Here is a 13,786-nt window from a genome sequence, read left to right as displayed (position 1 = left end):
ACCCCCTTCAACCGCCCCCACCTCACCGGCAAAGAAGCCCACTATATGTACGATGCCGTATATGAGGGTAAACTTTCCGGCAACGGCAAATATACTCAACTCTGTCAGCGGTTTTTTGAGGGGCGCTATGGATTCGGCAAGTGCTTGCTTACCACTTCTTGTACCGATGCGCTGGAAATGGCAGCCATCCTGACCGATATTCAGCCCGGAGACGAGGTGATTATGCCGTCTTATACTTTTGTTTCTACGGCTAACGCCTTTGTTCTCAGAGGCGCAAACATCCGCTTTTGCGACAGCCGCAACGAAGAACCCAACATCAATACCGACTTAATAGAGACGCTTATCACTCCGCGCACAAAAGCTATTGTACCCGTGCACTATGCGGGTGTAGCCTGCGACATGGAAAAAATCATGGCGCTGGCGGCAAAATATAACTTGTGGGTAGTAGAAGATGCCGCGCAGGCAATAGACGGTTACTATACTTTTTCCGATGGCACGCGCAAGGCTTTGGGTGGTATCGGACACTTGGCGGCGTTTTCATTCCACGAAACCAAAAACATTATTTCAGGCGAAGGCGGCATGCTTGCCATTAACGACGAGCGTTTCAAAGCCCGCGCCGAAATCATTTGGGAGAAAGGCACTAATCGCTCGTCCTTCTTTCGCGGCGAGGTGGATAAATACGGCTGGGTGGATGTTGGTTCTTCCTTTCTGCCTTCAGAAATTATCGCCGCTTTTCTTTGGGCGCAATTAGAGCATTTAGAACAAATTCAGGAACGCAGAGCGACAATCTGGCAGGCGTACTACGAAGGCTTGAAAGACTGGGCTGCCGCGCGCGGCATTGGTTTGCCTGTCATTCCGCCCTATGCTACGAACAATGCGCATATGTTCTACTTGGTTTGCCAAAGTCTGGAACAGCGCGCCGCCCTGATTGACCATTTGAAAAAGCATCAAATATTGGCGGTTTTTCATTATTTGAGCCTGCACAAATCGCCGTTTTATACTCCCCGCCACGATGGTCGCGAACTGCCCCAGAGCGACCGCTTTTCCGACTGTCTGGTGCGTTTGCCGATGTTTTATGAGTTGGAAGTTGGGCAGGTGGTGGATGTATTGATGAAATTTTAAAAGTACTATGCAAGAAAAACTAATCTCTATACTTAGAGAAAGATCTTATCAGTCCTCATTTTTACTTCATTTGCTGTTATTTGGCATTGTTTACAGTGTTTTTACTCCTTTTTATCAGACGAATGATGATGTAATAATGATGCTAATGGTCAGAGGCATCAGCGTCGTTACCGAACCTACCGAATACATTCTTTTTATGAATATATTAATCGGTAAATTCTTAAAAAATCTTTTTATACTATATCCTGATTTTGACTGGTATAGCTTTTTCATGGTAGGCTGTTTGTTTACAAGTTTTACAATTATGGGCGGCATAGCGTTAAAAGGCAACGATAAGATAAGCGTTTTGTTTTATTTAATCGCATTTCTGTTGTTAGGGTTACCTATTATAGCGCAACTTCAATTTACAGTTATAGCGTCTATATTGGCTATCAGCGGTTATTTTCTATTGTTAACAAATCAATCTGTTGATGAAAGGATTATCGGTCTTTTAATTATCGTTTTAGCTTCTTTTATCAGATATGAGTCGTATTTGATGTCCACAATTTTAGCGTTGCCCTTATTTTTATTTGCAATTTATTTCGACAAGAAGAAACTTCTTATCATCTCATATCCAATTCTTGCGGGCATATTGGCTTTTGCGTTATCTCAATATAGCGATTATGCTCACAATCAATATGATAATAGCCATACGTTTAATAAATATCGCGGCTCTCTGGCGCATTATACGTTTGACCAAAGAACGGATGAAGAGACTAAAAAACAATTGTTAGAAAAAGTCGGTTGGTCAGACAACGACTACCAAATGTTTCGTCATTGGTTTTTTATGAATGATACGATATATAATGCGGAAAAATTTAAATATCTTCTTGAAAATTCGCCTCAAACGAAATATTTCATTGACAATCTGTTTAGAATAAAGAGCTATTTCTTTCTTTATGATATTGTCAAGAGTCCTTTTTGCATATCGGCTTTGGCGATAACGATTATTTTTGCGTTGTTATCAAACGGCAGCCGCAAAGCGATGTTGTTTTACTTGTTTTTTTGGGCGTATGTATTTATAATAATCGTTGGCATCAGATACGCTATGAAAGCTCCGCCCGAAAGGATTTTGATGCCAATGTTTGCGTTTTTAGGCGTTTTGCCCATATTGTTTTACAATACTTTTGCCATCATCGGCAGACGCGATCTTTTTAGGCATCTTCTTGTCGGCGGAGCGTTTTTCTCATTATTTTTTTACACATGTCATGTTAATTATGAAAGTTCCAAAACCGCGGTTGAGTACAACAAAACTTTTAAGTCTTTTATCTGGCAAAATAATATGAACAACGGGGAAAATTTATATGTAGTTTTAGGAATAGGATTGCCCATGGACTATGTTTTGCCGTTCGAGGATTTAAGCTATTTAAAAAATCTAAACATGTTTTCATTAGGCTGCTTTCAGCGATTCAAGCCGCAACGCAAAGTTTTAGACAAATATAAAATTGAAGATATTTATCTGGCGTTGATTGAAAGACAAAACGTTTATCTGGCTATTTACGCTCCATTTAATGAGATTGAGTTAATTAGCTCCTACATGAGGGAACACTATGCCGTTAAAATTAAAAGCGCGGAAATCGCGTCTCTTGGACAAAGAAAGATCATTAAACTTTCCAAATCATAAATTAATTTTTAAATGTCAGACTCACAAATTACATCAGGAATTCGATCGGCGCTGTCTTTGCCTTTCATTTATGACATCGTTCAGTCTACTGTGAGCGGCGCCTCGATGAATGCGTTCGTGCGAGAGCATATAAGGACTTATGATGGGATGCGCATTCTGGATATAGGATGCGGAACAGGCAGGATATTGAAATATTTGCCTCAGGCCATTCGCTATGTAGGTTATGATTTATCGGAGAGTTATATTAATGCCGCTAAAAGAAAATACGGAGATAGAGCGCAGTTTTACTGTCAAGATGTAATGGATATTCCAATAGGAAAGTTTCATCAGGACTTTGATGTCGTAATATCTTTTGGAGTTCTTCACCACCTTAACGATAATTATGCAAATAAACTAATTCTTTTGGCTTATAATGCTCTTGCGCCTAACGGCAGATTTATTACAATCGACCCTGTTTTTATCGAGAATCAACCTTTTATTGCAAAAATTATCATATCATCGGATAGAGGTCGGCATGTGAGGCATGCTGAGCAATATACAAAATTACACGAAGCGGCTTTTCAAGAGACGCTGACGCAGGTGCGGCATGATATGCTGCGCATACCTTATTCTCACTGCATTTGCATATCAAAAAAATAAGCTATGAAAAAAATATTTTCAATCATGGATTTTACTGACGGTTTAATAAAGAATCATCCTTTTTTGTCATCCCTAATTTTCAATGCGGTTGCCTTCGCCTTAACGTTATCGTTTTTTGATATTTTTTACATGGGTAACGATGATGTAGGGATGATGTTATATATTAGAGGAATAGGCATCGTTGAGAGCGCTACTCCCAACGTTCTTTTTATTAATATTATTTTTTCATATGTCATATTTAAACTTTATCAATGGTTCGATTTTGTCGATTGGTACCCCTTATCGTTTTTAATTGTCATATATGCGTCTTATACATGTATATCCTACCTTATTTTTAAATATGCGGAAGGCATTTATGTTAAGGCGCTTTACTTGGCTATTTTTTCTTCTGTTTGTCTTAAGCCTATTTTTCTTCTCCAATTTACCATTGTTGCAGGAATAGCCGGCGTTGCGGGCGTTTTAGGTTTGTTGGTTGCAGAAGACGATAAAAATCGGCTTTTCGCTTTGTTACTAATCGCCATATCGGCGCTTATCAGATTTCAATCATGCATGTTGGTTGTAGTTATGTTTGCTCCCATTTACGCATACAAAATAATTTCTTTTAAGAGTTTACAAGACATATTTAAAAATAGCGCATGGATAAAATATTTGTTTGTATCAATCGCTTTGAGTTTTGGATTGGAATATCTTAACATGTCACATCATAACAATTATGATAAAACCATTCGTTTCTACTCCTTTAACTCCGCGAGGGGAGAAATTTTGGACAAAGGAGCTTTGAGAAGTTTTTCTACGCAGGAAAGAAAGAGCATTTTGAATAAAGTTGGATGGAGTGAAAACGACTACTATATGCTTATTAATTGGTTTTTTATGAATCAGGAAATATACAACATAGAATCTTTTGAAGAATTGGCTAAATATAGACCTAAAAAAGATTTTAAAAACTTCATGAAGCACATTGGCGATGAAAAAACCGTTGAAGAGATAAAAGATGTGATCAAACTGCCTGTAATCTTTCATTTTTTCTTGATATTATCCGCCGTTTCCATTTATTGTTTTTCTCTTGAAAAATTAATCTTTACAGCGCTTGCTTACGCATGGTTTTTCTTGACTTACTTTTTGATAGGATTCTTTTTCAGAACGCCGCCTGAACGGGTTTTTATCGTTATGTCATTAGCTACAGCCATTAGTTTTTTTGCCATCTGTATCATTAAACCTAAGAAGGGGATTTTCGACGTTACATCTTCTGAATATTTAAAATTATTATTGATATTGATAGGATTATATCCTATACAGAAAATAATCAGAGATAACAGATATACGATGGCTCATAATTGGACGTACTATTATAAAGAATCAAACTATCAAAAAGAGGCTCTACAATCAGCTATTGAGGATTTGACAAACAGGGGAAACATTGAGCTGCTTGTTTCGTGGGGAGCCGCCTTCCCTTACGAGTACATCAAACCGTTTGAAGATATTTCCTATTTAAAAAAGATAAATATTTTTTCTTTAGGAACGCATCAAGTTACGCCGGAAGCTCGCGCCGTTTTAGCAAAATTGTCTGTAAGCGACTTATACACGGCGATAGCTGAAAGACCGGGCGTTTATTTGTTAATCGGCAAGGCTTATAATTTCATAGAGACGCAACTTTATCAGACGTACATGATTGAGCGCTACGGCAAACAGGTTCAGTGGCAGGAAATCAACAGCCTTTTTAACCAGTTGAACGGTTCTAGACTTTTTAAAGTCTCTTTCACCCCCACAACCCCATCGGAACCTGCAACTCAAATACCGTAAACTGCGGGCGGCTCTCCAGCAGCCGTACCAAGCCGCCGAGCCGTTTCATACACAGCCAACTCAGGTATAAGCCCAACCCGGGACCTTTGGAAAGCTCCGAGCCGCGGAAAAACATTTCAAACATACGCGGCTGATGTTCGGGTGCGATGCCTGTACCGTTGTCGCTGATGGTGAGCAGCAGTTGATGCCCCTCTATCCGTCCGCAAACAGTTACCTCAGAGTTTACGCGCTCCGAAGTGATCCGATATTGGACAGCGTTGCGCACCATATTTTCGATCGCAAGTTCGAAGAGAAAAGCATCTGTATAGACAGGTATCTGTGGCGTATGTATGTTGAACGATACCTGTGGTCGTCCCTCCTCAGCCAAAACCGTTTCAATAATATGTGTGATCCGCTCGCTAAGGTTGAGCGGCGTAATACTGAATTCCTTTTGTTTGACCAATTCTATTTTAAGCACCTTGTGCAGCATCTCGTCCATTTCCGAAGCAGCACAGGCAATCTTGTACAGGTAGCTAAGCGCCTGCACGTCGCTTACTTCCAGTGCAGCCACGTTGCAAAGCCCCATCAGGCGAGACAGCGGCCCGCGCAAATCGTGGGAAGCCCGATAAATAAAGCGCTCCAGTTCATCAGCCTCTCCGTGCCGGTCTTCTGCGGGCAGGGGAGTATGCGTACGAGTTGATTGTTCTTCAATCACAGCTACACGCTCTTTGAAGTTCTTCATGTAATTTTTTGATCAAAAGTGAAATAATTAAGAGTCTTTCACCGCTTCAAAGAAATATTAGAGTGGTTATGGCGTGTTTCAAAGCTGCTACTTCTATTAGGGAAATCCTATAAACAAAGGTAATGTATTAAGCTAAAATAAACAAATTAAATAAATTGACAGGGCTTTCATAGTTTTGTTGGCAGATCTAAAAACAGGCAGACAATGTCAGTAATTATACGCAAAGGCACTCCCGCCGACTTACCCGCCGCTCATCGGCTGATTGTAGAGTTGGCAATCTATGAAAAAGCTGAAAACGAGGTCGTTACTACGCCCGAACAAATGCTTCGGGACGGTTTTGGCGAACGCCCGGTCTTTGGTTTCTATGTAGCTGAACTGGCAGACAGCAAGCAGATTGTTGGGATAGCACTCTACTACACCCGCTATTCAACATGGAAAGGGCCTTGCCTCTATTTGGAAGACTTAGTCGTTACCGTAGATCAGCGCGGCAAGGGCATCGGCAAGCTGCTGTTCGACGCGATGGTGCAGGAATGCCTGACACAGGACATGTCCCTGCTCACATGGCAAGTGCTTGAATGGAATACGCCTGCCATCGAGTTTTACAAGCGTCTGGGCGCACATCTGGACGGGGAGTGGATCAACGGGAAACTCTTCCGTTCGCAGTTGGAGCAGTGGCAATTTGGCAGTTCTGCAAGCTAAATTTTTCTGTAGTATTGCAAATCCGAAAAGGCAATTCTAAATTTGCAGCCCTAAAATCACTTGATTTATAGGATTTTACACTTTTCAGGAAACAGAAAATCTTTTTACCGGTGACAAAAGCAGACGTAATCGCAGAAGTTGCGGAAAAGACAGGAATAGATAGGGGCGATGTAACCGCCACAGTTGAAGCCTTCCTTAACGTGATTCGCCAAAGCATGGCAGAGGGCCATAATATCTATATCAGAGGTTTTGGTTCCTTCGTTAATAAGAAGCGTGCCAAGAAAATCGGGCGTAATATTTCCAAAAACACGCCGATCGAAATTGAGGAACACTACATTCCGAGCTTTAAGCCGGCTAAAACTTTCGTAGACAAAATCAAAAACAGCGATAAAGTGCGTTTGGCGCACAATACGCAATAACACAGGAGTGTGCCTATGCATAAACATCAGTTAATTGTTGCAGGTATAGCTGCTTTGGCAGTGCTTGGCCTGTCGGTTCTACCGAAATCTATTGTCGAAACCGATATTAAAGACATGCGAAATACGCCCGCTGCGCAGACTGTACCCGACTCAAACGTGGTGCGTATGCATACTATTCCGCTGACAGAAGCGCAGGAGCGCCAATTGCAAAGTTTGCGCACTGCCTTTGCAGCGGGAAAAGACAGGGCAGGTCTGACCGCAGTGCTGGACTCGATGGCAGCCCTATACAGAGAGGTCAATCAATTGGATAGCATTGCTTATTACAGCGATCAGTTGGCACAGCGCTTTCCTTCAGTAAGTTTGCACATGCGGGCGGCTGATGCCTACTACGAAGCCTTTGGCTTTGCTATCAATCCCGAAAAGAGCAAGCAATTAGGCGAAAAAGCCCGCGCTTACTACAAACTGGTGCTGGAAGCCGATCCTGCACGACTTGATGCAAAAACCAAGATGGGGATGACCTACATCGTTTCGGAAGCTCCGATGCAAGGCATTGCATTGATTCGCGAGGTTTTGGAAGAAGATCCTCAAAATGAATTTGCCTTGTTCAACTTAGGAGTACTTTCTATGCAGTCGGGGCAATATGACAAAGCCATTGCCCGCTTCGAGCAATTGCTGGGACTGAACCCTGAAGATACCAAAGCACAGTTCTACCTTGCCATGTCGCTTGCTGAATCAGGTAAGCGCCAAGAAGCCATCAAATGGTTCGAGTCAGTTAAAAAAGCTGACCCCGATCCGGCGATACAAGCTGCAACGGACGAATTTTTACAAAAATTAAAATAATTGTTTCACCTTTAACCGTGTAAGACTATGCCTTGCGGAAGAAAAAGAAAAAGACACAAAATTGCTACGCACAAACGCAAAAAGCGCCTCAGAAAAAACAGACATAAGAAGAAGTAGTCATCTGTAACGTTTTTCCGAGCCATCTATGAGTAACGAATTAGTAATTAACTCAACTCAAAATGGCGGCCGGATAGCGCTTCTGCGAGATAAAAGTTTGGTAGAGTTTCACTATGAAAACAATAGTGAAAATTTTGTAGTAGGAGATATTTTTTTAGGGGTCGTTCGGCGCATCGTACCCGGGCTGAACGCAGCGTTCATTGACATAGGATACGAAAAAGACGCATTTTTGCACTATTTAGACCTTGGTCCCAACTTCCGCTCTATGCAGAAATTTACCAAGATGGTGCAAAACAACAAGTATGATCATGCAAAACTGAAAGGCTTCAAGATGGAGCCTGCGTTGGACAAACTGGGAAAGATTAGCGACGTGTTGAAGGTAAACCAGCAAATCCTTGTGCAAGTAGTCAAAGAGCCTATTTCCACCAAAGGTCCACGCCTTTCCTGCGAACTTTCGCTGGCAGGACGGCATATCGTACTTGTGCCCTTTTCCAATACGGTCAATGTTTCTAAAAAAGTAACTGAAAATACAGAAAGAAAGCGGCTTTTAAGGTTGCTTTCTTCCATTAAGCCGGAAAATTTCGGAATCATTATTCGAACCGTAGCTGAAGGCAAAGAAATCGCCGAACTTGAAAAAGACCTGAACGAGCTGCTCAACAACTGGCAAAAAGGGATGGAAAAACTACAAACCGCAAAGCCACGTGAGAAAATCATCGGCGAGGTAGGTAGAGCCAACTCGATGCTGCGCGATATGCTCAACGAAACCTTCGACAGCATCACGGTGGACGACCGCGATATGTTCGAAGACATCAAGGTTTTTATTCGGAACATTGCTCCCGAAAAAGAAAAAATCGTAAAGCTCTATACCGGCAAGGCCAAAATTTTTGAGGCTTTCGGCATCGAAAAACAGGTGAAACTGCTCTTCGGTCCGACCGTGAGCCTACCCAGCGGCGGCTACATCGTAATTGAGCACACCGAAGCACTGCATGTGATTGACGTAAACAGTGGCAATAAATCCAATGCTGAAAGTACGCAGGAAAACACTGCTTTTGCTGTCAATATGGAAGCCGCGACTGAAATAGCCCGCCAGCTCAGATTGCGCGACATGGGTGGCATTATCGTCATTGACTTTATTGACATGAAGTCTGCTGAACACAAACGGCTGCTCTACGAGCATATCAAAGCCGAAATGAAGTCGGATCGTGCCAAATTTACCGTGTTACCGCTTACCAAATTCGGTCTGATGCAAATTACCAGACAGCGCGTACGACCGGAGTTGAACATATCAACTCTGGAAAAGTGCCCAACTTGCAACGGAACAGGCAAGATCAACGCTTCTATATCGGTTGCCGACCAAATTGAAAGCAAACTTGACTACATCCTCACCCGACAAAATGAAAGTAAAGTCACGCTGATTGTTCATCCTTATCTGTACGCCTATTTTACGGCAGGGTGGCCTTCCATTCGACTGAACTGGTTTTTCAAATACCGAAGATGGGTAAGGATAGAAAAAGATTCTTCCTTGGGGGTTACAGAGTTTTATCTCAAAAACCAACAAGATCAATTCATCGAATTGTAGCAAAAAAGCCATCCTCTCGGGGGTGGCTTTTTTGTTTGGTGCGCATGAATCAAGTTTCCTGTTTTCCGCCGAGGACTACCACAATTTCTCCTTTGACCGGCCGTTCCCCAAAATATGCGAGCATTTCGGCTATTGTACCACGGGTAATTTCTTCGTGCAGTTTGCTAAGCTCGCGGGCAACACACAGCCGGCGGTCAGCACCGCAGTGGACTCGAAGTTCTTCGAGCAGTTTAAGCAGGCGATGCGGCGATTCGTACAATACAATGGTGTGTTCCCAAGCCGCTATCTGCGTAAGTTGCGTTTGCCTGCCTTTCTTATGCGGCAGAAATCCCCAAAAAGTAAAAGTATCGCAGGGCAGCCCCGATGCTACCAGCGCAGGCACGAAAGCTGTCGGGCCGGGCAGGCACTCCACAGCAATACCTTCGCGGATGCAGGCGCGGATGAGCAAAAAACCGGGATCGGAGATGCCGGGCGTGCCTGCATCGCTGACCAATGCCCCGCGCTGCCCTTGCTGTAGGCGTGCGATGATTCCTTCTAACGCTTTGTGCTCGTTGGCAGTGTGAAAACTGAGTAGCGGCTTTTTGATCTCAAAATGCTTGAGCAGGTTGCCCGAAACGCGGGTGTCTTCGGCAATAACAAAATCAGCCTCGCGCAGGATGCGCAAAGCGCGCAGGGTGATATCTTCCAAATTACCTATCGGGGTTGGTACAACGGTCAGCATGATGGATGGGCTACAGATCTTCGCCCAGCTCCAACACCTCCCATGTATGATCTGCCAGCAGGTGGACTTTGGCGATAAATTTTGTGTACTTTTTGCTCCGTCCCCACTCGTGCGGTGCAACTAATGAAAGGATATCCTTCTGTCCTTCGCGTTCGTAGAGGTAGTAAATGCGCCCGATGAGTGGATTGAATCGCATTTCTGCCTGATAGATCCGCTCAGAAACCCAAATTCTTTCTTGTATGTCTTTAGCTTGTTTTACTAGCGTTTGCATCTGCTCGTAGATCTGTCCCATCTGCGAGCCGGTCTGTTGGCGCATCGCCTCCAGTGCATTGGCTTTAATGCTGCCCTCGTCTTCAGGCTTAATAACCGCACTACCTACCGTGTGTGCGTAGGGCAATAGTCCGGGATTGTCGGTTACTTTTTCCCGCATCTTTTCCAGATCAATGCTGTTTACGTCAATGGCTTTTCCGATATGTTCGTTTTCCGGTTCGGGCATGTTGGCACATTTATTATTTATTTGTAGTACGCTTTTCAGGGTTTGCAAGTTGTTGATCTTACAACGGCAAATACACACGTTTAAACGCATGCTGCTACATCATAACAAGAAAAAACTTCATTTGTTCATACTGCAACAGGGGCCTTGATTGCCGGATGCGGATCGTAGTTGAGCAATTGGAAGTCTTCGTATTTGAATGCGAAGATATCTTTGACCGACGGATTAAGCACCATTTGCGGCAGCGGACGCGGCTCGCGGCTCAGTTGCAGTTTAACCTGATCCAGATGGTTCAGGTAGATATGTACATCGCCAAAAGTATGGATAAACTCTCCCGGTTGCAGCTCGCAAACCTGTGCAATCATTAGCGTAAGCAATGCGTAAGATGCGATATTGAACGGAACACCCAGAAATACATCCGCGCTACGCTGGTAGAGCTGGCAGGAAAGTTTACCTTCGGCTACGTAAAACTGAAAAAGTACATGACAAGGCGGCAGCGCCATCTGCGCAATATCGGCGACATTCCAAGCGCTGACTATCAGGCGGCGCGAGTCCGGATCGCGTTTAATTTGTGCAATTAACTGCCCGATCTGGTCAATCGTACGCCCGTCGCAGGTATGCCAACTGCGCCATTGTTTGCCATATATCGGCCCCAGTTCACCATCTGCATCTGCCCAATCGTCCCAGATGCTGACTCCGTTAGCTTTCAGATAAGCAATGTTGGTGCTGCCTTGCAAAAACCACAACAATTCGTGGATGATGGATTTCAAATGGACTTTTTTGGTTGTAACTAAGGGAAAGCCCGCTGCAAGGTCAAAGCGCGTCTGATAACCGAAAACGCTGATCGTTCCCGTGCCTGTGCGATCGGTTTTGCGCACGCCGTTCGTCAGGATATACCTAAGGAGGTCATGGTATTGTTGCATGACTGCAAAAGTAGCTAAAACTCTGCAATGCTTTCCAAGCTGCGCTCTTTGCAATTAAAACTAAAATGAATCATCTACCATGCAGTTTGTATAGGTAATTGGCGAATCTCCTAATGGAGCAACGAAAGAAGAGGGTAATTATCATATTACCGATATTGAACCTGTTTTACATAAGCACATGCTAAGGACGTGTTACAGGGTAAGAATAAGATCTTCGCTGCTCAAAGCCAATTTCATTAACTATTCAAATGCTTCAACACAGCGGCAGCCTTGTCTTTGCCGATCAATTCGGCAAGTTCTGTAAAAGGCACAGCAGCGATTTTTTTCACAGATCGGTATTTGGCCAGTAGCTTTTCGGTGGTTTGCTTGCCGATGCCGGGGATGCCCTCCAACTGGCTCACAAGGCTTTTGCGGCTGCGTTGGTCGCGATGGAAGGTGATGGCAAAGCGGTGTGCCTCGTCGCGGATGCGCTGGAGCAGCATCAGCCCCTTAGATTTCTTGTTGATGAGCAGCGGCAGCGGATCTTCGGGGTAAAAAATTTCTTCCAAGCGCTTGGCAATACCGATAATGGGTACGAGTCCATAGATGCCCAATTCCTTCAGTGCTTGGCAAGCAGCGCTGAGCTGTCCTTTGCCGCCGTCAATGACAATCAGGTCGGGCAGTGTTTTGTGGTCATCCAGTAGGCGGCGGTAGCGGCGCGTAACGATCTCGTGCATGGAGGCAAAGTCGTCCGGCCCTTCCACTGTCTTGATGTTGAAGTGGCGGTAGTCTTTTTTGGAGGGTTTGCCGCCTTTGAAGCATACCATCGCTGCTACGGGGTTAGTGCCCTGCATGTTAGAGTTATCGAAACACTCGATGTGCATCGGTACGCTGGGCAGGTTCAGGTCGGCTTTTAAGCGGTCGAGTACGCGCTTGCTTTGTTCTTTTTGCTCGCTGTCGCGCTGCATTTTGTCCTTGCGGTAGAACATGGCGTTTTTGTAGCTCAGATCAACGAGTTTTTTCAGGTCGCCGATTTTGGGAACCATTACCTCAAAGCCCTCAAAGGCGATTTCGGGGGCAAGGTTCGTAACCACGCGGGCTGCCTCCGAGCGAAACTGCTGCCGAAATTCTACAATCATTGCAGCCAGAATATCAGCCTCGCTTTCGTCCAATTTCTTTTTCAGATGCACGGTTTTGGTCTGGATAATACAGCCGTGTTCGATGTGCAGGTAGTTGAGGTAAGCATATTTTTCGTCGCTCGTGATAGCGATTACGTCCAGATCGGAAATATCCGGATTGACCACCAGCGACTTGCTCTGGAACTTTTCGATCACCTCCAATTTTTCCTTGAAAAGTTGCGCTTCTTCAAAGGCCAGTTTGGCAGCCGCCTCCAGCATTCGCTCGCGGAAATAGGAGCGGACTGTTCCGAGTTTTCCTTTGATAATATGTGCTACCTGCGCCATGTCTGCGTCGTAGTCGGCGACAGTTTGAAGCCCTTCGCAAGGGCCCTTGCAGTTTTTGATGTGGTATTCCAGACAGACTTTAAACTTTTTTCGGGCGATGTTTTCGGGCGTAAGCGCATACTTGCAGGTGCGAATGGTGTACAGTTGCCGCACCAATTCTAGTACGGTTTTCATAGCTTTCACACTTGCATAAGGCCCAAAGTAGGTGCCGCGCCCTTCTATCCGCTTGCGAGTCGGGATCAGACGCGGAAACGGCTCGTTGGTAATGCAGAGGTAAGGATAGGTCTTGTCGTCGCGGAGTAGGATGTTATAGCGCGGCTGGTGCTGTTTGATGAGGTTATTTTCCAGTAGCAGCGCATCAAACTCCGAATCAACTACCGTGTATTCAATGCGGCGGATTTCGCGTACAAGTTGGCGCGTTTTGCGGCTTTTGTCGTTCGATTTGACAAAATAACTACTTACCCTACTTTTCAGGTTCTTGGCTTTGCCTACGTAAATCAACTCATCTGCCGCGTTGTAGTACCTGTACACTCCCGGTGCAGACGGCAAATTGCGAATAGTTTCTACCAGTTCTATGCGTTCCTCTTCCTGCATATTGCAAATTTAAT

13 protein-coding genes are annotated in these 13,786 nt (G+C 44.3%); 8 read left to right on the top strand and 5 right to left on the bottom strand.

Annotated features, from left to right (window positions below):
* From rffA to ACWIP2_RS06805, 4 genes are all read left to right on the top strand, one after another.
* The coding region (gene rffA, locus ACWIP2_RS06820) for a dTDP-4-amino-4,6-dideoxygalactose transaminase (RefSeq protein ID WP_448519163.1) at positions 1-1,122 on the top strand (1,122 nt) is incomplete at its 5' end.
* A gap of 7 nt (positions 1,123-1,129) precedes the next feature.
* The gene (locus ACWIP2_RS06815; protein WP_448519162.1) at positions 1,130-2,785 is read left to right on the top strand and encodes a hypothetical protein; all 1,656 of its coding nucleotides are present in this window, start codon (positions 1,130-1,132) and stop codon (positions 2,783-2,785) included.
* A 12-nt stretch (positions 2,786-2,797) separates the two neighbouring features.
* The gene (locus ACWIP2_RS06810; RefSeq protein WP_448519161.1) at positions 2,798-3,424 is read left to right on the top strand and encodes a class I SAM-dependent methyltransferase; all 627 of its coding nucleotides are present in this window, start codon (positions 2,798-2,800) and stop codon (positions 3,422-3,424) included.
* 3 nt (positions 3,425-3,427) lie between these two features.
* Positions 3,428-5,224 carry a hypothetical protein gene (locus tag ACWIP2_RS06805; protein ID WP_448519160.1) on the top strand — a complete coding sequence of 599 codons (1,797 nt, stop codon included), beginning with the start codon at positions 3,428-3,430 and terminating at the stop codon, positions 5,222-5,224.
* Here the strand turns inward: ACWIP2_RS06805 and ACWIP2_RS06800 are convergent.
* Positions 5,181-5,945, bottom strand: coding sequence for a sensor histidine kinase (locus ACWIP2_RS06800; protein ID WP_448519159.1), 765 nt, complete (start codon positions 5,943-5,945; stop codon positions 5,181-5,183). The genes ACWIP2_RS06805 and ACWIP2_RS06800 overlap by 44 nt on opposite strands.
* A gap of 204 nt (positions 5,946-6,149) precedes the next feature.
* Between ACWIP2_RS06800 and ACWIP2_RS06795 the strand changes: the two genes are divergently transcribed.
* The 4 genes from ACWIP2_RS06795 to ACWIP2_RS06780 all read left to right on the top strand — a co-directional run bounded on the left by ACWIP2_RS06795 (position 6,150) and on the right by ACWIP2_RS06780 (position 9,599).
* Complete coding sequence (locus tag ACWIP2_RS06795) at positions 6,150-6,644, top strand: N-acetyltransferase family protein (protein ID WP_448519158.1); 495 nt, start codon at positions 6,150-6,152, stop codon at positions 6,642-6,644.
* A gap of 110 nt (positions 6,645-6,754) precedes the next feature.
* Positions 6,755-7,063: an HU family DNA-binding protein gene (locus ACWIP2_RS06790; protein WP_448519157.1), complete on the top strand. Its 309-nt coding sequence runs from the start codon at positions 6,755-6,757 to the stop codon at positions 7,061-7,063.
* Between the two features lie 15 nt (positions 7,064-7,078).
* On the top strand, positions 7,079-7,903 hold the full coding sequence (locus ACWIP2_RS06785) for a tetratricopeptide repeat protein (protein WP_448519156.1): 825 nt from the start codon (positions 7,079-7,081) through the stop codon (positions 7,901-7,903).
* A 145-nt stretch (positions 7,904-8,048) separates the two neighbouring features.
* Positions 8,049-9,599, top strand: coding sequence for an Rne/Rng family ribonuclease (locus tag ACWIP2_RS06780; RefSeq protein WP_448519155.1), 1,551 nt, complete (start codon positions 8,049-8,051; stop codon positions 9,597-9,599).
* A 49-nt stretch (positions 9,600-9,648) separates the two neighbouring features.
* Here ACWIP2_RS06780 and rsmI read toward each other — a convergent pair whose 3' ends face one another.
* From rsmI to uvrC, 4 genes are all read right to left on the bottom strand, one after another.
* The gene (gene rsmI / locus ACWIP2_RS06775) at positions 9,649-10,320 is read right to left on the bottom strand and encodes a 16S rRNA (cytidine(1402)-2'-O)-methyltransferase (RefSeq protein ID WP_448519154.1); all 672 of its coding nucleotides are present in this window, start codon (positions 10,318-10,320) and stop codon (positions 9,649-9,651) included.
* Positions 10,321-10,330: 10 nt separating this feature from the next.
* Positions 10,331-10,816, bottom strand: a complete 486-nt coding sequence (locus ACWIP2_RS06770) for a DUF2452 domain-containing protein (protein WP_448519153.1) — start codon at positions 10,814-10,816, stop codon at positions 10,331-10,333.
* Between the two features lie 125 nt (positions 10,817-10,941).
* A complete protein-coding gene (locus tag ACWIP2_RS06765; RefSeq protein ID WP_448519152.1) occupies positions 10,942-11,736 on the bottom strand; it encodes a thymidylate synthase in 795 nt (264 codons plus the stop codon).
* 236 nt (positions 11,737-11,972) lie between these two features.
* Positions 11,973-13,772 carry an excinuclease ABC subunit UvrC gene (gene uvrC / locus ACWIP2_RS06760; protein WP_448519151.1) on the bottom strand — a complete coding sequence of 600 codons (1,800 nt, stop codon included), beginning with the start codon at positions 13,770-13,772 and terminating at the stop codon, positions 11,973-11,975.
* Positions 13,773-13,786 lie beyond the last annotated feature (14 nt).

It is taken from the genome of Rhodoflexus sp. (assembly GCF_053489755.1).
Note: the sequence above shows the minus strand (reverse complement) of the source record. Positions and strands in the feature narration are given on the sequence as shown.

What these genes read in the sequence shown, in the direction of transcription:
- ACWIP2_RS06815 (WP_448519162.1), top strand. Translation starts at nt 1,130, where the DNA reads ATGCAAGAAAAACTAATCTCTATACTTAGAGAAAGATCTTATCAGTCC.
- ACWIP2_RS06810 (WP_448519161.1), top strand. Translation starts at nt 2,798, where the DNA reads ATGTCAGACTCACAAATTACATCAGGAATTCGATCGGCGCTGTCTTTG.
- ACWIP2_RS06805 (WP_448519160.1), top strand. Translation starts at nt 3,428, where the DNA reads ATGAAAAAAATATTTTCAATCATGGATTTTACTGACGGTTTAATAAAG.
- ACWIP2_RS06800 (WP_448519159.1), bottom strand. Translation starts at nt 5,945, where the DNA reads ATGAAGAACTTCAAAGAGCGTGTAGCTGTGATTGAAGAACAATCAACT.
- ACWIP2_RS06795 (WP_448519158.1), top strand. Translation starts at nt 6,150, where the DNA reads ATGTCAGTAATTATACGCAAAGGCACTCCCGCCGACTTACCCGCCGCT.
- ACWIP2_RS06785 (WP_448519156.1), top strand. Translation starts at nt 7,079, where the DNA reads ATGCATAAACATCAGTTAATTGTTGCAGGTATAGCTGCTTTGGCAGTG.
- ACWIP2_RS06780 (WP_448519155.1), top strand. Translation starts at nt 8,049, where the DNA reads ATGAGTAACGAATTAGTAATTAACTCAACTCAAAATGGCGGCCGGATA.
- rsmI (WP_448519154.1), bottom strand. Translation starts at nt 10,320, where the DNA reads ATGCTGACCGTTGTACCAACCCCGATAGGTAATTTGGAAGATATCACC.
- ACWIP2_RS06770 (WP_448519153.1), bottom strand. Translation starts at nt 10,816, where the DNA reads ATGCCCGAACCGGAAAACGAACATATCGGAAAAGCCATTGACGTAAAC.
- ACWIP2_RS06765 (WP_448519152.1), bottom strand. Translation starts at nt 11,736, where the DNA reads ATGCAACAATACCATGACCTCCTTAGGTATATCCTGACGAACGGCGTG.
- uvrC (WP_448519151.1), bottom strand. Translation starts at nt 13,772, where the DNA reads ATGCAGGAAGAGGAACGCATAGAACTGGTAGAAACTATTCGCAATTTG.